Consider the following 19,951-nt stretch of genomic DNA (forward strand, 5'->3'; position numbering starts at 1 on the left):
GGGCTGCATGGGGCGGCGGGGGATTTGACCTGCCCCTGAGCATCGGCTCAGAACGCGCCGGATTGCACCCGGTGAACCTCCGAAGATGAACGGCCGGAGAACACCCTGTTTTGTGCGATCACACAACTAGAGCGATTTGAGCGCGAGAAACACGTCGACCCGGTCCTCGAGGCTCGACAGATCGCGACCGGTCAGTTGCTCAACGCGTTCGATCCGGTAGCGAACGGTGTTCACGTGCAGATGCAGCGACTCCGCCGTACGCGTCCAGGAACACGAGCAGGCGAGGAAGGCCTGGAGCGTAGTGAGCAGGTCGGCATGGGTACGGCGGTCGTGCTCGAGGACCGCTCCGAGGACACGGTTGGTGTAGGTGCGCCGTACGTCGTCCGGCAGGGTCGCGAGCAGGAGGACGTGGGACGCGACCTCGTCCGAGGTGACCACCGAGACGGGTGCGCGCCCGGCCCCGGCGGCCCGCTGCGCGAAGCGGGCTTCTTCGAGTGCGCCGGCGAGTGCGTCGACTGAGGTCTCGCCGCTGATTCCGACCGCGAGCCGACCCCGATTCAGACCCGGACCGAGACGGCTGAAGCTCCGTCGTACGTGCTCCGGCAGCTCTGGCGTGTAAGGCAGGAAGCCGACCAGCAAACCGTCGCGTCCAGGAGCGACGACCGCCGGGCCGACGGTCAGCGCCACGTCTTCAAGCAGGCTCAGTGCGACCTCGCTCGGTCCGTCATCGCGGAGCTCGGCGACCGCCACGACCATCGGTCGCTCCGAGTGCGATCCGGCCTGTTTGAGCCGCGCTGCGACCTCGGCCTGCGGTGCGCCGGATTCGACCAGCGCGAGCGCGTCGGCGACCAGCGGGCGCAGCGCCCGGCGGCCCTCGTCGCGGCGGGCGCGGTCCAGCGCGGCGATCGCGCACAACTCGTGCACCGCCTCCACGTGGTCACGGGACCATTCGTTGTGGTCGCCTTCGATCACCAGGACCCATGCCGTCAAGCGGTTCCCCAGCCCGGATCCAACCGGGAACAGGCTGTACGACGCATCGATCGTCATCGCGACAGCAGGCGTGCGATCCGCGGTCAGGAACTTGCGCGTCACCGCGTCGATCGCGGCGGGGTCGAGCTCACCCGGCCCCGGTACGACGTGGCGCCCGGTCGGGGTCAGCACGCGACAGTCGTGCCCGATCTCCGCCGAGATCCGCGCCGCCAACTCGTCGAGGCTGCGCCCGGCCGCGATCGACGACAGCAGCTGCCGCTGCCGGACGAGACTCGCCGACAACCGGGCCCCGGTCTCGGCCGATCCCGCCGCCGCGACGTACTCCGTCACGTCCGCGAACGCGATCTCGATCGGCACCTCGATCAGCGTCACCTCGTGCCGCCGGCACGCATCCGTCAGGTCCGCCGGCACGTCGCCCAGCTGCGCCTTTCCGGCCAGGATCGTCCTCGCCCCGCGGCCTGCCATCGAGGCCACGAACACCTCGCTGTCCATCGGCCGTCGCCGCCAGACCAGCCCGGTCAGCACGACCTCGCCGCCGTTCAGGTACCGCCCCGGCTCGAGCAGGTCGGTGGTGACGAGCCGCCCGATCGGGCGATCCAGCACTCCACCCGCCGAATGCAGCAGGCGCAGCCCGAGCTCGGGCGCATCCAGCAACTCGGACAGCAGCACGGCAAACCTCCTTTAGAGGAACGTACAACGCGCGCGCCCACGTGAGACACCCCCTCGCCGTCCCGAACCCAGACCTTGACGCTCTCGCCCAAGCCAACCTATGGTTTTCGCAGAACAGAAACGAACTTCCGCAATACGGAAATTGGAGTCAGGATGAGCCACCAACTGCGGTACACGGTGAACTGCTCGTTGCTCTTCACCGAGTTGCCCCTGCTGGAGCGACCGGCCGCCGCCCGGCGGGCCGGGTTCAGCGCGGTCGAGTTCTGGTGGCCGTTCGTCGAGGCGGTCCCGCCGGACCGGCAGGTCGACGCGTTCGTCAACGCGATCACCGACGCCGGTGTCCAGCTGACCGGCCTCAACTTCTTCGCCGGCGATATGCCCGGCGGCGACCGCGGGCTGGTGTCCTGGCCGAAGCGGTCGAGCGAGTTCCGCGACAACATCGACGTCACGGTCGGCATCGGTGAGCGACTCGGCACCCAGGGCTTCAACGCCCTGTACGGCAACCGCGTCGACGGCAGCAGCGAGCGCGAGCAGGACGACCTCGCGGTCGAGAACCTCGCCCTCGCCGCCCGGGCCGCCGCGCGGATCGGCGGCACGGTCCTGGTCGAGCCGGTCAGCGGGGCAGACCGGTACCCGCTGAAGACGGCAGCCGACACCCTCACCGTGATCGACCGTGTCCAGACGGCGTACGACGTACCGAACGTCGGACTGCTTGCCGACCTGTACCACCTCGCGGTCAACGGCGACGACGTGAACAAGGTGATCGCCGACAGCACCGACTGGATCGCCCACGTGCAGATCGCCGACGCGCCAGGCCGCAACGAGCCCGGCACCGGCACGCTCCCGCTCGACCAGCAACTGACCGCCCTCGAGGCAAACGGCTACTCCGGCTGGGTCGGACTCGAGTACAAGCCGTCCACCACCTCAGACGAAAGCTTCGGCTGGCTGCCGTTCGAGCGCCGCTGACCCACCTAGGAGACATTCACATGACGAACATTGCCTTCATCGGTCTGGGCATCATGGGCAACCCGATGGCCGTCCACCTCGCCAACGCCGGACACACCGTGACCGGCCTGGACCGTAGCCCGGAGCGGGCCGAGGACCTGGTCGCCGCCGGCGGCCGGGCCGCGACCTCGCTGGCCGACGCGGTCAAGGGCGCCGACGTGATCTGCGTGATGGTGCCCGACTCGCCCGACGTCCAGGCCGTGCTCGAGGGTGAGGACGGGGTCTTCCAGCTGGCCGAGACCGGCACGCTGATCATCGACTTCTCCAGCATCCGGCCGGACGTCACCCAGCAGCTCGCCGAGCAGGCCCGGGCGCTCGGCTTCCACCTGCTCGACGCCCCGGTGTCCGGCGGTGAGGCGGGTGCCAAGAACGCCGCGCTGTCGATCATGGTCGGCGGCGACGCGGACGACTTCGCGAAGGCCAAGCCGCTGTTCGACGTGGTCGGCAAGACCGTCGTCCACGTCGGCCCCAGCGGTTCGGGCCAGACGGTCAAGGCCGCCAACCAGCTGATCGTCGCCGCGAACATCCAGGCAGTCGCCGAGGCTGTCGTCTTCCTGGAGGCGTACGGCGTCGACACCAAGGCCGCGCTCGAGGTGCTGGGCGGCGGGCTGGCCGGGTCGACCGTGCTGAACCAGAAGAAGGAGAACATGCTGTCGCGCTCCTTCCAGCCCGGATTCCGGATCGACCTGCACCACAAGGACATGGGCATCGTGACGGCGGCCGCGCGCGAAGCTGGTGTCGTCGTACCGCTCGGTGCTCTCGTCGCGCAGCTCGTCGCGTCTGCGCGGGCCAACGGCGACGGCGGTCTCGACCACTCGGCTCTGCTGCGCGGCGTCGAGCGGCTGTCCGGGAAGGAGATCGGCTGATGACACGGATGCGTGCGGTTGACGCCGCAGTACTGATCCTTGAGAAGGAGGGTTCGACGCAGGCGTTCGGGTTGCCGGGCGCGGCGATCAACCCGTTCTACGCCGCGATGCGCGACCACGGCGGGATCAAGCACGTCCTCGCCCGGCACGTCGAGGCTGCCTCGCACATGGCCGAGGGGTACACCCGGGCCCGGGCCGGCAACATCGGCATCTGCATCGGTACGTCGGGACCGGCCGGGACCGACATGATCACCGGCCTGTACTCCGCTGCCGCTGACTCGATCCCGATCCTGTGCATCACCGGCCAGGCGCCGGTCGCCAAGCTGCACAAGGAGGACTTCCAGGCCGTCGACATCTCGTCGATCGCCAAGCCGGTCGCGAAGTGGGCGGTCACGGTGATGGAGGCCGCGCAGGTGCCCGGCACCTTCCAGAAGGCGTTCCAGGTGATGCGCGAAGGCCGTCCGGGTCCGGTGCTGATCGACCTGCCGCTCGACGTACAGCTTGCGCAGATCGACTTCGACATCGACACGTACGAGCCGCTTCCGGTGTCTCGTCCCGCGGCGACGCGGGCGCAGGCGGAGCGGGTGCTCCAGATGCTCGGCGCGGCCGCTCAGCCGTTGATCGTTGCCGGTGGCGGCGTGATCAACGCGGACGCGAGCGATCTGCTGGTGGAGTTCGCCGAGCTGACGGGCATTCCCGTCGTACCGACGTTGATGGGGTGGGGTTCGATCGCCGACGACCACCCGTTGAGCGCCGGGATGGTCGGTCTGCAGACCTCGCACCGGTACGGCAACGCGACGATGCTGGCGTCCGATCTGGTGCTCGGCATCGGCAACCGGTGGGCGAACCGGCACACCGGCGGGCTGGATGTGTATCGCGGTGAGCGGAAGTTCATCCACGTGGACATCGAGCCGACGCAGATCGGGCGGGTGTTCGCGCCGGACTACTCGGTCGTGTCGGACGCGCGGGCCGCTCTCGAGGTCTTCGTCGAGGTGGCGCGCGAGTGGGCCGCCGACGGCAGGCTGGCCGACCGTACGGCGTGGGCTGCGGAGTGCCGCGACCGGCGTACGGCGTTGCAGCGGAAGACGCACTTCGAGAGCACGCCGATCAAGCCGCAGCGGGTGTACGAGGAGATGAACCGTGCGTTCGGGCCGGAGACCCGGTACGTCAGCACGATCGGGCTCTCGCAGATCCAGGCCGCGCAGATGCTGCACGTGTACCGTCCGCGGCACTGGATCAACGCGGGCCAGGCCGGGCCGCTCGGCTGGACCGTGCCGGCGACGCTGGGGGTCGCGGTCGCGGATCCGGAGAGCACCGTGGTCGCGCTGTCGGGCGACTACGACTTCCAGTTCCTGATCGAGGAGTTGGCGGTCGGGGCGCAGTTCAACATCCCGTACATCCACGTGGTTGTGAACAACTCGTACCTCGGGCTGATCCGTCAGGCGCAGCGGAACTTCGACATGGACTACTGCGTGCAGCTGTCGTTCGAGAACATCAACAGCCCGGAGGTCAACGGCTACGGCGTCGACCACGTGAAGGTCGCGGAAGGTCTTGGTTGTAAGGCCCTCCGGGTCTTCGAGCCGGACGGAATCCTGCCGGCGCTCGAGCAGGCGAAGAAGCTGATGGTCGAACACCAGGTCCCGATCGTCGTCGAGGTCATCCTGGAGCGCGTCACCAACGTCTCCATGGGCGTAGAGATCGACAACGTCATCGAATTCGAAGACCTCGCCATCTCCCCCGAAGACGCGCCGACAGCACTGGCCTTGCTGGACTGATGGTTCGGGTAGTAGTTGCCTCCGACAAGTTCAAAGGAAGTCTGACCAGCGCGGAGGTGGCGGCTGCGGTTGGTGTTGGGGTACGACGAGTCCACCCCGACGCCACCGTGGTCGCGGTTCCGGTAGCCGACGGCGGTGACGGCACGCTCGCCGCGGCCGTCGGGGCGGGCTATGAGTTGGTCCCGGTTGTTGCCTCAGGCCCTACGGGGGAGCCGGTGAAGTCCGGCTACGCCCGCAGGGGCGACACCGCGGTGGTTGAGCTCGCGGACGTGTCCGGCCTGGTACGCCTTCCCGGTGGAGTTCCGGCTCCGTTGACGGCCACGTCGTACGGCACCGGTGAGCTCATCGCCGCAGCCGTTGCCGCCGGCTGCACCCGCATCATCCTCGGCATCGGCGGCAGCGCCTCCACCGACGGCGGCGCCGGCCTGATCGCCGGGCTGGGAGGCCGGCCGGAGGGCGTGCAGGTAGTGGTGGCTTGTGATGTGGACAATCCGCTGACCGGGCCTCGGGGTGCGGCGGCTGTGTACGGACCGCAGAAGGGCGCCACCGCCGAGCAGGTCGTCGAGCTCGACAACAAACTGAGCGCGTGGGCCGACCAGGTCGCCGCGCAAACCGGCCGCGATCTCCGGGATGTGCCGGGCGCAGGAGCCGCGGGCGGGGTCGGCTTCGCGGCGCTTGCGCTCCTGGACGCCGAGCTGCGGCCGGGGATCGAGTTGGTGCTGGAGATGGTCGGGTTCGAGGAGCAGCTCGCGGGTGCCGACCTCGTGATCACCGGCGAAGGGGCGCTCGACGAGCAGACCCTGCACGGGAAGGCTGTGGCCGGAGTAGCTACGAAGGCGGCCGGCATCCCGGTGGTCGCCGTGTGCGGCGTCAACCAACTGGAGGCTCATCAGCTTCAGCAAGCCGGTGTGCAAGCGGCGTACGCGCTCACCGAGCTCGAGCCGGACGTCCAGCGGTGCATCGCCGAGCCGAAGCCGCTGCTCGAACAGCTTGGCGAACGGATCGCCGTCGAGCACCTTACGATGACGAGAAGGGAGAGAGGGATCGCATGAACGCTCTTGATCTGGTGATCCGGGCCCGGCGAGTCGTCCGCCCCGCAGGCGAGCAGCCGGGTGCGATCGGCGTACGGGACGGGCGCATCGTCGCGATCGCGCCGTACGACGCCGAGCTCCGGACGACCGCCGACGTACGCCTCGCCGACGACGAAGCACTACTCCCGGGCCTCGTCGACTCCCACGTACACGTGAACGATCCCGGCCGGACCGACTGGGAAGGCTTCACCTCCGCGACCAAGGCAGCAGCCCGCGGCGGCGTCACCACGATCATCGACATGCCGCTCAACAGCATCCCGCCCACCTGCGACGTGCCGGCGCTCACCCTCAAACGCAAGACCGCCGAGACCCAGGCGTACGTCGATGTCGGGTTCTGGGGCGGCGCGATCCCGGGCAACGTCCCCGACCTGCGTCCACTCCACGATGCCGGCGTGTTCGGCTACAAGTGCTTCCTGCTGCATTCCGGGGTCGACGAGTTCCCCCCGCTCGATCATGCACAGCTCGAGGCCGCGATGCGTGAGATCAGCGGCTTCGACGGTCTGCTCATCGTGCACGCCGAGGACGCCCACCGCATCGACGAAGCGACGCAACCCGACGGGGCGAGCTACGAAGCCTTTCTCAGCTCCCGTCCCCGCACCGCCGAGAACGATGCCGTTGCCGAGGTCATCGACCTTGCCCGCGAGACCGGCTGCCGCGTCCACATCCTGCACGTCTCCAGCGCCGAGGTCCTCCCGCTGCTCGCGAAGGCCCGCGCGGACGGCGTACGGATCACCGCGGAGACCTGCCCGCACTACCTGAGCTTCACCGCCGAGGACATTCCCGACGGCGCCACGCAGTACAAGTGCTGCCCGCCGATCCGTGAGGCCGCGAACCGAGAGCTCCTCTGGGACGGCCTTCGCGACGGCACGATCGACCTGGTCGTCTCCGACCACTCGCCGTCGACGATCGACCTCAAGCACCTCGACACCGGCGACTTCGGCACCGCCTGGGGCGGGATCGCGTCGCTCCAGCTCGGCCTGCCCGCCGTCTGGACCGAGGCGCGCCGCCGCGGCTTCACCCTCGCCGACGTCGTCCGCTGGATGTCCGCCGCCCCCGCCAAGCAGACCGGCCTGACCGCCAAGGGCGGCCTCGAGATCGGGTACGACGCCGACTTCTGCGTCCTCGCCCCGGACGAGACCTTCACCGTCGACGCGACGCAGCTCCAGCACAAGAACGCCATCACGCCGTACGACGGACGCACCCTCACCGGCGTCGTCCGGAGTACCTGGCTCCGCGGCCGACCCGTCGACATCGCCGTCGACCCACGCGGCCGCCTGCTGACCCGAGGAGAACGATGAGCTACTACGCGCCGAAAGGCGGGCTGCCCGCGCAGACCGACCTCACCACCGACCGCGCGGTCTTCACCGAGGCGTACGCCGTCCTCCCGCGCGGCACGATGCGCGACATCGTCACCAGCCGGCTGCCGTTCTGGGACGACACGCGGTTGTGGGTGATCGCCCGTCCGCTGTCCGGGTTCGCCGAGACGTTCTCGCAGTACATCGTCGAGGTCGGGCCGGGCGGCGGGAGCGACAAGCCGGAGACCGATCCGGCCGCCGAGGCCGTGCTGTTCGTTGTCTCAGGCAACGTTGTGCTGACGGTCGCCGGCGAGAAGCACATGCTGACCGAGGGCGGGTACGCGTACCTGCCGCCGGGCGGGGACTGGACGGTGCGGAACACGAGCGACGCGGTCGCGACGTTCCACCTGGTGCGGAAGGCGTACGAGCGGGTCGACGGGATCGACGTACCGCCGGCGTTCGTCACCAACGAGGCGGACGTCGAGGGCCGGGAGATGCCGGGCACCGAGGGACGCTGGAGGACGCAGCGGTTCGCGGACCCGGACGACGTACGGCATGACATGCACGTCAACATCGTCAGCTTCGAGCCGGGCGGGGTGATCCCGTTCCCGGAGACGCATGTGATGGAGCACGGGCTGTACGTGCTGGAGGGCAAGGCGATCTACCTGCTGAACAAGGACTGGGTCGAGGTGCAGGAGGGCGACTTCATGTGGCTCCGCGCGTTCTGCCCGCAGGCCTGTTACGCCGGCGGTCCGGGACGCTTCCGCTACCTGCTTTACAAGGACGTCAACCGGCACCCCAAGCTCACGCTCTGAGGTCCTTGCGGAGGAAGATCCGGCTCCGGTCGGCGCCGACCGGGACCCGGCCGAACTCGGTCCAGCCGTGGCGCGCGTAGAACTCGGGCGCCTGGAACTGGATCGTGTACACGACGCCGCTGACGCAACCGCGCCTTCGGGCTTCGGCTTCTGCTTGGGCGAGGATCTTGCTCCCCAGACCGGTACCGCGGAGCCTGTCCGGCAGGTAGAGCAGGTCGACGAACCACAGCCCGAGCGACGTACGGCCGGTGAGCCCGCCGACCGTCTCGCCATTCTCCTTGATCAGCACAGCGAGCGGCCGGCGGTCCTGTACGCCGGCGGCGGTCAAGTTGAACTCGTCCAGCCCGTCGGAGACCACCGCCTCGTCCGAGGCCCTCGGCTCGTCGGTCAGCACGACAGTGAAGGTCATGCCTCTGGACGCTAACCGCCGCCACCGACATCTCGACAGGTAGTGCATCCCCGGGACGCTGTACGCGCACGCTCAGGTGCACTAGTGGCGAGTGGACACCTCCTGTCGAGATGCCCGGTTTGGTCAGTCGGCGATGCGGACCGGGCGCTGGGGCGGCGTGAGCGGGTCCGTGACGAGCCGGGCGTGGCGCTCCACGTCGTACCGCGTGCCGTCGAAGGCGAGGCGTTGGCGCTCGATGCCTTCGGAGAGGAAGCCGGCGCCGGCGGCGACCGCGCAGGATGCCGGATTGTTCAACTGGTGACCGAGCTCGAGCCGGTACAGCCCGGCCTGCTCGTGCGCCCAGCCGGCCAGCGCGCGGAGAGCATCCCGGGCGACACCCTGCCCACGGACGTCGGCGAGCGTCCAGTACCAGGTCCAGCCGACCCGGTGCCGGTCGATATTCGTCACGGCGACGCACCCGATCGGGTGATCGTCGGCGTCGGCAACGGCGTACACATGCCCGTTGTCGAGGTCCGCGACCCGCCCGATCCAGTCGACCGCGGACGCCCGGTCCACGATCCCGCGCTGCACCGCCACCTCGGGATCCTGGTGCGCCGCCGCCAACCGCAGCGCATCCGCCGTCCGCCACCGCCGCAACCCCAACTCCCCGAGCGCGTATCCCATCCCTCGAATCTACCGCCGGGTCCAGACCAACGGACGCACACACGGCGCGTTACGTTCGCCGGAGCAGGAGAGGATAGGGCCTATGGGATATCTGGATTTCAGGGATCAGGTTGTTGTGGTGACCGGGGCCAGTAGTGGGATCGGGGCTGCGGCGGCGGTCGGGTTCGCGGAGAGTGGGGCTTCGGTCGCGCTTCATTACCACCAGAACGAGGAGGGTGCGAAGCACACCGTGGGGGCGGTGCAGACGGCCGGTGGTACGGCGTCGTTGCACCAGGCGGATCTGGCCGACCCGAAGTCGGCGGACGCGTTCATCGACGAGGTGCTCGCGCAGCACGGGCGGATCGACGTACTCGTCAACAACGCGGGCGACCTGGTCCACCGGTCGCCGATCGCCGACGTACCGGACGAGGAGTTCCACCGGATCCTCGACGTGAACCTGACCTCGGTCTTCGCGCTGAGCCGGCGGATCGTGCCCGTGTTCCGGGCGCAGGGCGGCGGCTCGATCATCAACGTCACGTCGATCGCCGGGCGGACCGGCGGCGCCGGCGGCTCGGTCGTGTACGCGACCAGCAAGGGCGCGGTCAGCACGTTCACCCGCGGCCTGGCCAAGGAGCTCGCCCCGGAAGGCATCCGGGTGAACGCGATCGCGCCGGGCGTGATCAAGACCCCGTTCCACGACCGCCACACCGCCGACGCGCAGATGCAGGCCATGCTCGCCACCATCCCGATGGGCCGCACCGGTACGCCGCACGAGTGCGTCGGCACGATCCTGTTCCTCGCCTCCGACCGCATGTCGTCGTACGTCACCGGCCAGATCATCGAGATCAACGGCGGCCAATTGACGCCCTAGGCAACGGTCGGGGTTCGGAGGTTGTTGCCAGAAACATCGGATGGATCCCCAAGCCTGGCTGGCTAACTTCGTGGTTGTCGCAAGCAGTTGACCGCGGCAACAACCAACACACGAAGGAGAACTGCCATGAGCTTCAAGAAGATCGCCCCGCTCAAGCCGAAGGCCCCGAAGGGCGGCGCGTGCCACAAGAAGCCCGCCAAGAAGGCGCCGCGCCGCCGTCGGCCGATCGCTCGCTGACCTCAGTTCTCTGACGATGGGGCCTGCACTCCGCAGGCCCCATCGGCGTGTTCACCCGGGAGGCGGCAGATGACGATCCGGCAGGCGTTCGCGCGGTTCTGGCCGCTGACGCGAGGTGACCGGCGGTGGTACGTCCTGGTCTGTGTTTGTGTGATCGCGGCGGCTCTGTGCGAGACCGTCGCGATCCTGCTCTTCGGCAGCCTGACCGACAACGCGCTCGAGCAGGGCTCACTCGCGGCGTTCTGGCATCCCGCGTCGGCCTGGCTCGCGGTCGCGGTCGTCGGCGCGATCATCGGGTACTTCGGCAACTCGCTCGCCTACTGGAGCGGTGAGCGGTTCGTACGCCGACTCCGCGCCCGCGTGTTCGCCCATGTGCAGGACCTCCCGCCGGACTTCTTCCAGCGGTACCGCCGCGGTGACCTGGTCGAGCGGCTCAGTGGTGACGTCGAGGCGATCGAGCAGCTGGTCGTGTCCTCGACGATCGGCGTGGTGTCGGCGGTGTTCCGCGTCGTACTGTTCTCGGCCGCGGCGTTCTGGCTGCGCTGGGATCTTGCGCTGGTCATGTTCGTACTGGCGCCGCTCTTGTGGCTGGCGGCGAAGGTGTTCTCCGGTCCGATCAGGCGCTTCGCCCGCTCCGAGCGGGTAGCCGACGGAGCGATCACGTCGGTGCTGGAGGAGTCGCTGGGCCTGATCGAGCTGACCCAGGCGTACGACCGCAAGCCGTCCGAGGAGAAGCGGCTCGACCGCGAGGCGGTGTCGTGGATGCGCGCCTCGGTGAGCGGCGCGCGCCGGACCGAGCTGTATGAGCAGGTAGTCGAGGTCCTCGAGACGCTGTGTGTGCTCGGGGTGATCGGCCTCGGGGTCTGGGAGATCTCGCAAGGTCGGATGACGCTCGGCGCGCTGCTGTCGTTCGCAGCATTCCTCGGGTACCTGTACCCGCCGCTCCGCAGTCTCGGCGAACTCAACCTCACCGCCACGGCTGCCACCGCTGCGACCGAACGCCTGACCGAGCTGCTGTCCGTCACCCCGTCCGTCACCGACCCAGATCACCCGGCCGAACTCGACCACGTCCGCGGACGCCTCGAGTTCGACCGGGTCGGGTTCTGCTACCCCGGCGCCGACACCCCCACACTTGCCGGCTTCGACCTCACCGTGCAGCCCGGCGAGTTCGTGATCCTCACCGGCCCGAGTGGCATCGGCAAGTCCACGATCGCGAAGCTCCTGCTCCGCTTCTACGACCCCACCGCCGGCACGATCCGGCTGGACGGCGTACCGCTGGAGTCTCTGGAGGTACGGCGCCTGCGCGAGAACATCACGTTGCTCTCGCAGCAGACGCTCGTCCTCCCCGACACGATCCGGGCAAACCTCGCCTACGGCCGCCCCGACGCCACCGACGCGGACATCATCGCCGCAGCCCGCGCATCCGCCGCCCACGACTTCATCACCGCCCTACCCGACGGCTACGACACCCGCCTCGACCCGTCCACCCCGACTCTCTCCGGCGGCCAACTTAAACGCCTGACCTTCGCCCGAGCCCTCCTCCGCAACACCCCGGTCCTAGTCCTCGACGAACCAACCGCAGGCCTGGACCCCACCGCAGCCCACGAAATCATCACCCCGCTCCAATCCCTGACCCACAACCGGACCACCCTCCTGATAACCCACGACCCAGCGCTCCTGCCCTACGCCGACCGGGTCGTCACGCTCAGCGGGACAGAGTCCGGAAGCGATGCGCAGACAGTGGAAGGAAGATTGCTGTCAGCAGCAAGGGAGCTATGACGGCGGCCAGCCCTGCGTGGGTGCCTATCCAGGTGGCGGTGGCGGAGGGGTCGGGGTTGCCGAAGAGTTCTCGGCAGGCGGTTGCCGTTGCTGACAGTGGGTTCCACTGGGCGATGGTGCCTAGCCAGCTGGGCATCGTGGACGTGGCTACAAAAGTGCTGGAGAGGAAGCCGATGGGCCAGACCAGGACCTGGACCATCGTCACGCTCTGCGCGTTCTTCACAGTCAGACCGATGAAGATGCCGACCCACAGCAACGCGAACCTCAGCAGCAACAGCAACCCGAACGCGGCCAGCGCGGCCGGCAGGCCTTCGTGCCAGCGCCAACCGAGTGCGAGACCGGTCGCGACCAGCACGAGGAGCGTCACCATCGAGTCGAGCATGTCCGCGATGCATCGCCCGAGCACCACCGCCGTCGAGCTCATCGGGAGCGAGCGGAACCGGTCCGTCACTCCCTTCGACACATCGGTGGTGACCGCCGTCATCGTGCCCTCGAGCCCGAACAGCATCGCCAGCGCAAAGATCCCCGGCACCAGCAATTCGTAGTACGACGAACCCTCCGGGAAATCCATCGCCCCGCCCAGCAGGCCGCCGAACATCAGCAGCATCAGCACCGGGAAGAACCACTGGAACAGCACCAACCCGGGCTGCATCCGCCAATGCATCAACGTCCGCCGCGCGATCGTCCAGCTGTCCGCGAGCGCCCACCCGAGCCCGTTCATGCGGCCGCCCCGGTCAGGTGCAGGAAGACCTCGTCCAGCGTCGGCCGCCGCAACGTGATGTCCTCCGGTTCAATCCTTGCCTCATGCAACGAGTTCGCCATCACCACCAACGCCTTCGTACGATCCTTCACCGGCACACTCACCCGTACGTCGACGACCTGGATCTCGCCGTCCGCCAGCGGCCCGGCCAGCTCCACCACCCGCGGTACGTCGGCCGGATCCGCGAGCAGGATCTCCAGCCGGTCCGACCCGAGCTGCGTCTTCAGCTCATCAGGGGTGCCCTCGGCAACGACCTTCCCCGCCTTGAGCATCGAGATCCGGTTCGCGAGCTGATCCGCCTCCTCCAGGTACTGCGTCGTCAGCAACACCGTCGTACCGCCATCGACCAGCTCCCGTACGGCGGACCACACCTCGATCCGGCCGGCCGGATCGAGCCCGGTCGTCGGCTCGTCCACGAACAGCACCCGCGGCGCCACGATCAGGCTCGCCGCGAGATCCAGCCGCCGGCGCATCCCGCCGGAGTACTTGCTGACCGCCTGCCCGGCCGCCTCCGTCAGGCTGAACCGCTCCAGCAGCTCGTCGGCCCGGCTCTGGTGATTCTTCAGATGGTTCAGCCGTCCGAACATCACCAGGTTCTGCCGCCCGGTGAGGATTTCGTCCACAGCGGCGTACTGCCCGACCAGCCCGATCCGCCGTCGTACCTCTGCGCCCTGGCGGCGTACGTCGTACCCCGCGATCGTCGCCGTACCGGAATCCATCTCCAGCAGCGTGGACAGGATCCGCACCGCCGTCGTCTTGCCGGCGCCGTTCGGACCGAGCAGACCCGTCACCGTGCCGGCCGTGACCTGCAGGTCGAAGCCGTTCAGCCCCGCACCCTCCGTGCCGCCCTTGTAGTTCTTCCGTACGCCGACGGCCTCGATCACTGTTTCCGTAGTCATTCCCACCTCTCGGGTCGTTGAGCCGTAGAGTGTACCGTACATTGTACGGCTCAGGTACGATGCGTTCAACGACGAGCGGTGGAAGAAGGTTCCGGTGGCGGGAAGGAAGGCGGCTGCGCCCGATCCGGCGCGCAGTCTGGCGCTGCTGTGGGGGAGCCACGCGAAACCCGGCCGCTCCGGTCTGACCGTGCGCGCGATCGTCGACGCCGCGATCGAGCTCGCCGATGCCGAAGGCCTCGAGGCGCTGTCGATGCGGATGGTCGCCGACCGGCTGAAGGTCGGCACGATGTCGCTCTACACGCACGTTCCCGGCAAGGGTGAGCTGACCGACCTGATGTTCGACCGCGCGTACGGCGACCTGTACGCCGACGCCGACGAGCCTGTGCGGCAGTCCGGCGGCTGGCGGGGCGCGCTCGAATTCATTGCCCGCCGCAACTGGGAGATCCTGACCGCGCACCCGTGGATCCACGAGGTGCCGACGATGCGTACGGCGCTGGGCCCGAACATCACCCGCAAGTACGAGGCGGAGCTACGCCCGCTCGACGGCCTCGGTCTGACCGACGTCGAGATGGACTCCGCGCTGGCCCTCGTCCTCACCCACGTCCAGGGCACCGCCCGCGCCGGCGCCGAACAACTCCGCACCCAACGCGACTCCGGCCTCACCGACGAGGAGTGGTGGCGTCAGATCTCCCCGACCCTCACCACAGTCATGTCCGGCACTCACTTCCCCGTCGCCGGCCGCGTAGGCACCGCCGTAGGCGAACACTTCCAGTCAGTTATAGACCCAGCCCACGCCCTGACCTTCGGCCTGACCACCATCCTCGACGGCCTGACCCAGCTGATCGAGTCGCGATCAGCTGTTGAGTAGGTCTTCGAAGGGGGTGGGGTTGGTGAAGGGGTCGGCCTTCGTGGGGGTTTCGTGGTGGAGGGCGGCGACCAGTTCGCTTGCTGCCTGGGTGATGCGGGGGCGGAGGCCGGCGGCGTTGGGGCCCCAGTCGGTGGAGGCGGCGTAGACGCCGGTCGGGACCGGGAGGGCCTCCAGGTACGCGAAGAGGGGCCGGAGCGCGAACTCCAGCACAAGCGAGTGGCGTTCGGTGCCGCCGGTTGCGCCCAGGAGGACGGGCTTGCCGGCCAGGGCCTGGTCGTCGAGTACGTCGAAGAACATCTTGAACAGGCCCGAGTACGACGCACTGAACGTCGGGCTGACGACGATGAGGGCGTCAGCCGACTCGACCGTCTCGAGGACCTCGCGCAGCTCGGCCGACGGGAAGCCGGTGAGCAGGTTGTTGGTCAGGTCGTGAGCGTGGTCGCGGACCTCGATCGTCTCGATGCGGGAGGTGATCCCGCGGCCCGACAACTCGTCCGCGACCGCGGCCGACAGTTGGTCGGCGAGCAGCCGGGACGACGACGGTGTCGTCAACCCAGCTGTCACCACGGCAATCACGCGTTCGTTCATCGCGTCGGCTCCTCGGCGGTCGGCTCGGCCACCACGGCCGGCTCATCGATCGTCTCCAACTGGCGCGCACGCTCCGCGGCGGCCTTCAAAGACTCGTGCGTCGGTGCGTCCGGCACGTGCGCCGGCTTCAGCGCGGCGAACTCCTTCCGCAGTACCGGAACGACCTCTTCGCCGAGGATGTCCAGCTGCTCCAGCACAGTCTTCAGCGGCAACCCGGCGTGGTCCATCAGGAACAGCTGCCGCTGGTAGTCACCGAAGTGCTCCCGGAACGACAGTGTCCGCTCGATAACCTCCTGCGGACTGCCGACAGTCAGCGGCGTCTCCCGGGTGAAGTCCTCGAGCGACGGCCCGTGTCCGTAAACCGGCGCGTTGTCGAAGTACGGCCGGAATTCGCGGACCGCGTCCTGCGAGTTCTTGCGCATGAAGACCTGACCGCCGAGCCCGACGATCGCCTGGTCCGCGGCGCCGTGCCCGTAGTGCTCGAAGCGCCGGCGGTACAGCTCGATCATCTGCTTGGTGTGCGTGATCGGCCAGAAGATGTTGTTGTGGAAGAACCCGTCACCGTAGTACGCCGCCTGCTCGGCGATCTCGGGCGACCGGATCGACCCGTGCCACACGAACGGCGGTACGTCGTCCAGCGGCCGCGGTGTCGCGGTGAACCCCTGCAGCGGCGTACGGAACTTGCCTTCCCAGTCGACGACGTCCTCGCGCCAGAGCCGGCGGAGCAACGCGTAGTTCTCGACGGCGAGCGCGATGCCGTTGCGGATGTCCTGACCGAACCACGGGTACACCGGACCTGTGTTGCCGCGACCCATCATCAGGTCGACCCGGCCGTCGGCCAGGTGCTGCAGCATCGCGTAGTCCTCGGCGATCTTCACCGGGTCGTTGGTCGTGATCAGGGTCGTCGAGGTGGACAGGATGATCTTCGACGTCTGCGCCGCGATGAACCCGAGCTGGGTCGTCGGCGACGACGGCACGAACGGCGGGTTGTGGTGCTCACCCTGCGCGAACACGTCCAGCCCGACCTCCTCGGCCTTCAACGCGATCGCCACCATCGCCTTGATCCGCTCACCCTCACTGAGCGTGACCCCGGTCGTCGGATCCTCAGTCACATCCCCAACACTGAACACCCCGAACTGCATCGGCTCTCCTCAGTCTAAGTAGTTCACTATTAAACTACATAACACCGACCCGTGGCCAGTCATTCCGGCCTGGGTACGCCGAAGGCCCGCGATCCGGGTGCGGATCGCGGGCCTTCAGTGTCGTCGATCAGAGTGTGTGACCTTCGAGCAACTCGTCGTCACCGGTTAGGGCGGCGGCGATACGCCGATGCTTGCCGGCCTCGTCGCGGCGGGACTGCCGCTCGAGCGTCCGCGCGAGCATCAGGTGGGCGTAGTACTCGGTGGGCTGACGCTCGATCACCTCGAGCAAGTGCTCTTCGGCGGGCTTGAGCAGGGCCGCGTGGTAGTAGGCCCGCGCCAGCAGGAGCCGCGTCCCGACGTCGTCCGGGGTCTCGTCGACGATCGGCTTCAGGGCGCGGATGGCGCCGCGGTAGTCCCGCTCCTCGAAGTACTGCTGGCCGAGGCCGTAGCTCAGTGCACGCATGTCTTCCACGCGCGACAGAACGCCGGGTCGCGCGGTGGTATTCCGGCGCGACCCGGTGGTGGATCAGGCTGCGTCGAGTACTGCGACCTGGTCCGGCGTCAGCTGCAGGTCCACCGCGGAGTACGAGTCGCGGATGGTTTCCGGGCGGCTGGAGCCTGGGATCGGGATGACGATGGGGGACTTGGCGAGCATCCAGGCCAGCGTGAGCTTCTGCGGGCTGACGCTGAGCTCGGCTGCGAGGGTCTGGAAGGCCGGGTACTTCGCGCCGAGCTCGCCGGCGTTGGAGATGCCGCCGAGCGGGGACCACGGGAGGAACGCGATGCCCAGCTCGTCGCACAGCTCCAGTTCCGGCTCGCTCGAGCGGAACTTCGGCGAGAACTGGTTCTGGACCGAGACGAGCCGGCCGCCGAGGATCTCGTTGGCCTGCTTGATCTGGGCCGGGTTCGCGTTCGAGATGCCGGCCATCCGGATCTTGCCGGCGTCGAGGAGGTCGCGGATCGCGCCGACGGAGTCCTCGTACGGCGTCTTGGGGTCGGGCCGGTGGAACTGGTACAGCCCGATCGCCTCCACGCCGAGCCGCTTCAGCGACGCTTCGGCCGCCTCGGCGATGTACTTCGGGGAGCCGTTGAGCGTCCAGCTGCCGTCGCCGGGCCGCAGGTGGCCGCCCTTCGTCGCGACCAGCACGTCGGAGGTGTCACCGCCGTACGACGCCAGCGCCTTCGCGATCAGGCTCTCGTTGTGTCCGTCGTCGGTCGCGGTCAGGTGGTACGCATCGGCCGTGTCGATCAGCGTGATCCCGGCGTCCAGCGCCGCGTGGATGGTCGCGATCGACCGTGCCTCGTCGGGCCGTCCCTCGATCGACATCGGCATCCCGCCGAGCCCGATCGCGGATACCTCGACGTCACCGATCCGGCGGGTCTTGTTCGTGTCAGCTGCCATACGTCCAACCTCCCGCGCGAGGACTGCGAATTCCAACAGGAATATCCGAACACACTCAGCACCCCGACTACTGAATGCCCCGGACTGAACCGCTGACTGCCGACCTCGTCGTACTGAGTACACCCGCCGGGGACTGGCCACAGGCCATTACTTATCGCCAGTCCCCTTGGCATGCGCCCACACCGCTCGCCCGACGGGTAGGAATCCGGACTTCGCTACGCTGGGCCGATTGCTAGCTACTCGGGGAGCTGACTGATGGCCTACGAACCGTGCCGCTACGCCCAGCGCTGGCCGGAGTTGTTCGAATCGCTCGACGATGACCAGAAGCAGCGGGTCAGCGACGCGCTCGCGAACAACCGGCTGGAAGGCTGGGAGCCGCAACGCGACGATGTCGCCGACCTGGCCGACCGCGAGGCGGGCCGGATCGACACCGCGGAGTACATCCGCCGGACGATGTCGAAGGTGACCGGCGGAGACCCGGTGTGACCTCACCGGAGAAGCAACGCTGGGACGCGTATCTCTGGGAGCCCGGCGGCTGTCTCCGGAACAAGCTCGGCATCAAGAACCCGATCGAGCTGCACTTCGCCGAGTACCGGCTGCGGTCCGTGCGGCAGGGCGAGATCGATCGCGGTGACGTCGAGATTCCGCGCACGTACGACAAGGCGCACGTGCAGGCGATCCACAAGCACCTGCTCCAGGACGTGTACGACTGGGCCGGGGAGTTCCGGAACGTCGGAATCACCAAGCAGGGCAAGACGTTCGTGCCGGCCGAGCTGCTGGACAAGTGGTCCGGCAAGGTCAGCGCGAAGATCAACGACAAGGACTGGTCGACGATGTCGCGGGACGAGTTCGTCCAGAGCATCGCCGAGGTGTACAGCTACCAGAACCTCACCCACCCGTTCCGCGAGGGAAACGGTGCCGCGGGCAAGGTGTTCATGAACCACGTCGCCGAGATGTCGCCGTACCGCCTCGACTTCAACCGCGTCGAGCGGGACGAGTGGAACGCGGCATCGAGCGCGGCGTACCCGGAGGACCTGGAGAAGAGCGCCGATCCCGATCCGAGCAAGATGTACGCCGTCTTCGACAAGATCGCCGTCGAACGCGGCTCCGTCGTACGCGCCGATCCGGAGCTGGCGATGGCGCTGCAGCTGCAGAGCTCGACGTACGCCGGGATCGACGAGTCGGAGCAGACCGGCAACGGTCTGGGGGAGCGGCCGGCCACGTACGACGCCGACCGCGACGCCGAGGTGGAGCACGAGTCTTGACCCCGGTGGCCGCGTGGTCGCGTAGCCGCGGTGCAGGATAGGCGTTATGCAGACCGACGAACGGATCCGCCGCGCCCGGCCGGAAGACATCCCGGCACTCGTGGAGCTCGTGTACGCGCTGGCCGAGTACGAACGCGCCCCCGACGAATGCCACCTGACCGTCGACCAGCTGGAGACCGCTCTCTTCGGCCCCAACCCCGCCGTCTTCTGCCACGTCGCCGAACACGAAGGCGAGATCGCCGGCTGCGCGATCTGGTTCCTCAACTTCTCCACCTGGCGCGGCGTCCACGGCATCTACCTCGAAGACCTCTTCGTCCGCCCCGAAACCCGAGGCACCGGCCTGGGCAAGGCCCTCCTGAGAGCCCTCGCCCAGGAATGCGTCCACAACAACTACGAACGCCTCGAATGGTCCGTCCTCAACTGGAACACCCCCGCCATCGACTTCTACAAGTCCCTAGGCGCCACCCCCCAAGAAGACTGGACCATCTATCGCCTAACCGACGAGTCCCTCACAAAGCTGGGTTCATAAAGGCAGAGGCGGTTGGTTGAGCCCCCGCGCGGGCTGTTGGTCGCTGGGGATGTC

21 protein-coding genes are annotated in these 19,951 nt (G+C 68.2%); 12 read left to right on the forward strand and 9 right to left on the reverse strand.

What is annotated here, in order from left to right:
• Positions 1-126 precede the first annotated feature (126 nt).
• The gene (locus ACQPYH_RS01875; RefSeq protein WP_432885649.1) at positions 127-1,659 is read right to left on the reverse strand and encodes a PucR family transcriptional regulator; all 1,533 of its coding nucleotides are present in this window, start codon (positions 1,657-1,659) and stop codon (positions 127-129) included.
• Positions 1,660-1,812: 153 nt separating this feature from the next.
• Here ACQPYH_RS01875 and ACQPYH_RS01880 point away from each other — a divergent pair, with 153 nt between their 5' ends.
• Genes ACQPYH_RS01880 through ACQPYH_RS01905 form a run of 6 tightly spaced genes read left to right on the forward strand, consistent with a single transcriptional unit; the run spans position 1,813 to position 8,506 of the window.
• Positions 1,813-2,625 carry a hydroxypyruvate isomerase family protein gene (locus ACQPYH_RS01880; RefSeq protein ID WP_432885651.1) on the forward strand — a complete coding sequence of 271 codons (813 nt, stop codon included), beginning with the start codon at positions 1,813-1,815 and terminating at the stop codon, positions 2,623-2,625.
• Between the two features lie 14 nt (positions 2,626-2,639).
• Positions 2,640-3,530: a 2-hydroxy-3-oxopropionate reductase gene (locus ACQPYH_RS01885; RefSeq protein WP_432894304.1), complete on the forward strand. Its 891-nt coding sequence runs from the start codon at positions 2,640-2,642 to the stop codon at positions 3,528-3,530.
• The gene (gene gcl / locus ACQPYH_RS01890; RefSeq protein ID WP_432885654.1) at positions 3,530-5,305 is read left to right on the forward strand and encodes a glyoxylate carboligase; all 1,776 of its coding nucleotides are present in this window, start codon (positions 3,530-3,532) and stop codon (positions 5,303-5,305) included. Before ACQPYH_RS01885 ends, gcl begins: the two co-directional genes overlap by 1 nt.
• Positions 5,305-6,357 carry a glycerate kinase gene (locus ACQPYH_RS01895; RefSeq protein WP_432885657.1) on the forward strand — a complete coding sequence of 351 codons (1,053 nt, stop codon included), beginning with the start codon at positions 5,305-5,307 and terminating at the stop codon, positions 6,355-6,357. The genes gcl and ACQPYH_RS01895 overlap by 1 nt, the downstream gene beginning before the upstream one ends.
• Positions 6,354-7,694, forward strand: coding sequence for an allantoinase AllB (allB, locus tag ACQPYH_RS01900; RefSeq protein ID WP_432885659.1), 1,341 nt, complete (start codon positions 6,354-6,356; stop codon positions 7,692-7,694). The genes ACQPYH_RS01895 and allB overlap by 4 nt, the downstream gene beginning before the upstream one ends.
• Positions 7,691-8,506, forward strand: a complete 816-nt coding sequence (locus ACQPYH_RS01905; protein ID WP_432885662.1) for a bifunctional allantoicase/(S)-ureidoglycine aminohydrolase — start codon at positions 7,691-7,693, stop codon at positions 8,504-8,506. Before allB ends, ACQPYH_RS01905 begins: the two co-directional genes overlap by 4 nt.
• On the opposite strand, the gene ACQPYH_RS01910 is transcribed toward ACQPYH_RS01905, so the two are convergent.
• Together ACQPYH_RS01910 and ACQPYH_RS01915 are read right to left on the reverse strand one after the other, a co-directional pair.
• A complete protein-coding gene (locus tag ACQPYH_RS01910) occupies positions 8,496-8,915 on the reverse strand; it encodes a GNAT family N-acetyltransferase (RefSeq protein WP_432885665.1) in 420 nt (139 codons plus the stop codon). The two genes, ACQPYH_RS01905 and ACQPYH_RS01910, sit on opposite strands and share 11 nt — an antisense overlap.
• 123 nt (positions 8,916-9,038) lie before the next feature.
• A complete protein-coding gene (locus tag ACQPYH_RS01915) occupies positions 9,039-9,578 on the reverse strand; it encodes a GNAT family N-acetyltransferase (RefSeq protein ID WP_432885668.1) in 540 nt (179 codons plus the stop codon).
• 82 nt (positions 9,579-9,660) lie between these two features.
• On the opposite strand from ACQPYH_RS01915, the gene ACQPYH_RS01920 reads away from it, so the two are divergent.
• Both ACQPYH_RS01920 and ACQPYH_RS01925 read left to right on the forward strand, forming a co-directional pair.
• The gene (locus ACQPYH_RS01920) at positions 9,661-10,428 is read left to right on the forward strand and encodes an SDR family NAD(P)-dependent oxidoreductase (protein ID WP_432885670.1); all 768 of its coding nucleotides are present in this window, start codon (positions 9,661-9,663) and stop codon (positions 10,426-10,428) included.
• A 306-nt stretch (positions 10,429-10,734) separates the two neighbouring features.
• Positions 10,735-12,444 carry an ABC transporter ATP-binding protein gene (locus tag ACQPYH_RS01925; RefSeq protein WP_432885673.1) on the forward strand — a complete coding sequence of 570 codons (1,710 nt, stop codon included), beginning with the start codon at positions 10,735-10,737 and terminating at the stop codon, positions 12,442-12,444.
• Here the strand turns inward: ACQPYH_RS01925 and ACQPYH_RS01930 are convergent.
• A complete protein-coding gene (locus ACQPYH_RS01930; RefSeq protein WP_432885676.1) occupies positions 12,371-13,165 on the reverse strand; it encodes an ABC transporter permease in 795 nt (264 codons plus the stop codon). The genes ACQPYH_RS01925 and ACQPYH_RS01930 overlap by 74 nt on opposite strands.
• Positions 13,162-14,103: an ATP-binding cassette domain-containing protein gene (locus ACQPYH_RS01935; RefSeq protein WP_432885679.1), complete on the reverse strand. Its 942-nt coding sequence runs from the start codon at positions 14,101-14,103 to the stop codon at positions 13,162-13,164. The genes ACQPYH_RS01930 and ACQPYH_RS01935 overlap by 4 nt, the downstream gene beginning before the upstream one ends.
• Before the next feature lie 94 nt (positions 14,104-14,197).
• Between ACQPYH_RS01935 and ACQPYH_RS01940 the strand changes: the two genes are divergently transcribed.
• Complete coding sequence (locus ACQPYH_RS01940) at positions 14,198-14,971, forward strand: TetR/AcrR family transcriptional regulator (RefSeq protein ID WP_432885681.1); 774 nt, start codon at positions 14,198-14,200, stop codon at positions 14,969-14,971.
• Here ACQPYH_RS01940 and ACQPYH_RS01945 read toward each other — a convergent pair.
• The 4 genes from ACQPYH_RS01945 to ACQPYH_RS01960 all read right to left on the reverse strand — a co-directional run bounded on the left by ACQPYH_RS01945 (position 14,957) and on the right by ACQPYH_RS01960 (position 18,103).
• The gene (locus ACQPYH_RS01945; RefSeq protein ID WP_432885683.1) at positions 14,957-15,559 is read right to left on the reverse strand and encodes an FMN reductase; all 603 of its coding nucleotides are present in this window, start codon (positions 15,557-15,559) and stop codon (positions 14,957-14,959) included. The two genes, ACQPYH_RS01940 and ACQPYH_RS01945, sit on opposite strands and share 15 nt — an antisense overlap.
• Positions 15,556-16,701 (reverse strand): LLM class flavin-dependent oxidoreductase, encoded by a 1,146-nt coding sequence (locus ACQPYH_RS01950; protein ID WP_432885686.1) that lies wholly within the window; start codon positions 16,699-16,701, stop codon positions 15,556-15,558. Before ACQPYH_RS01950 ends, ACQPYH_RS01945 begins: the two co-directional genes overlap by 4 nt.
• A 127-nt stretch (positions 16,702-16,828) precedes the next feature.
• Positions 16,829-17,164 carry a tetratricopeptide repeat protein gene (locus ACQPYH_RS01955; RefSeq protein ID WP_432885688.1) on the reverse strand — a complete coding sequence of 112 codons (336 nt, stop codon included), beginning with the start codon at positions 17,162-17,164 and terminating at the stop codon, positions 16,829-16,831.
• A 63-nt stretch (positions 17,165-17,227) separates the two neighbouring features.
• Complete coding sequence (locus tag ACQPYH_RS01960) at positions 17,228-18,103, reverse strand: aldo/keto reductase (protein ID WP_432885690.1); 876 nt, start codon at positions 18,101-18,103, stop codon at positions 17,228-17,230.
• A 255-nt stretch (positions 18,104-18,358) separates the two neighbouring features.
• On the opposite strand from ACQPYH_RS01960, the gene ACQPYH_RS01965 reads away from it, so the two are divergent.
• Genes ACQPYH_RS01965 through ACQPYH_RS01975 form a run of 3 tightly spaced genes read left to right on the forward strand, consistent with a single transcriptional unit; the run spans position 18,359 to position 19,897 of the window.
• Positions 18,359-18,589: an antitoxin VbhA family protein gene (locus ACQPYH_RS01965; RefSeq protein WP_130445777.1), complete on the forward strand. Its 231-nt coding sequence runs from the start codon at positions 18,359-18,361 to the stop codon at positions 18,587-18,589.
• Positions 18,586-19,368 carry a Fic/DOC family protein gene (locus tag ACQPYH_RS01970; protein WP_432885693.1) on the forward strand — a complete coding sequence of 261 codons (783 nt, stop codon included), beginning with the start codon at positions 18,586-18,588 and terminating at the stop codon, positions 19,366-19,368. The genes ACQPYH_RS01965 and ACQPYH_RS01970 overlap by 4 nt, the downstream gene beginning before the upstream one ends.
• A 46-nt stretch (positions 19,369-19,414) precedes the next feature.
• A complete protein-coding gene (locus ACQPYH_RS01975; protein ID WP_432885696.1) occupies positions 19,415-19,897 on the forward strand; it encodes an N-acetyltransferase family protein in 483 nt (160 codons plus the stop codon).
• Positions 19,898-19,951 lie beyond the last annotated feature (54 nt).

Source organism: Kribbella sp. CA-245084 (genome assembly GCF_050942355.1).
Classification (GTDB): domain Bacteria; phylum Actinomycetota; class Actinomycetes; order Propionibacteriales; family Kribbellaceae; genus Kribbella.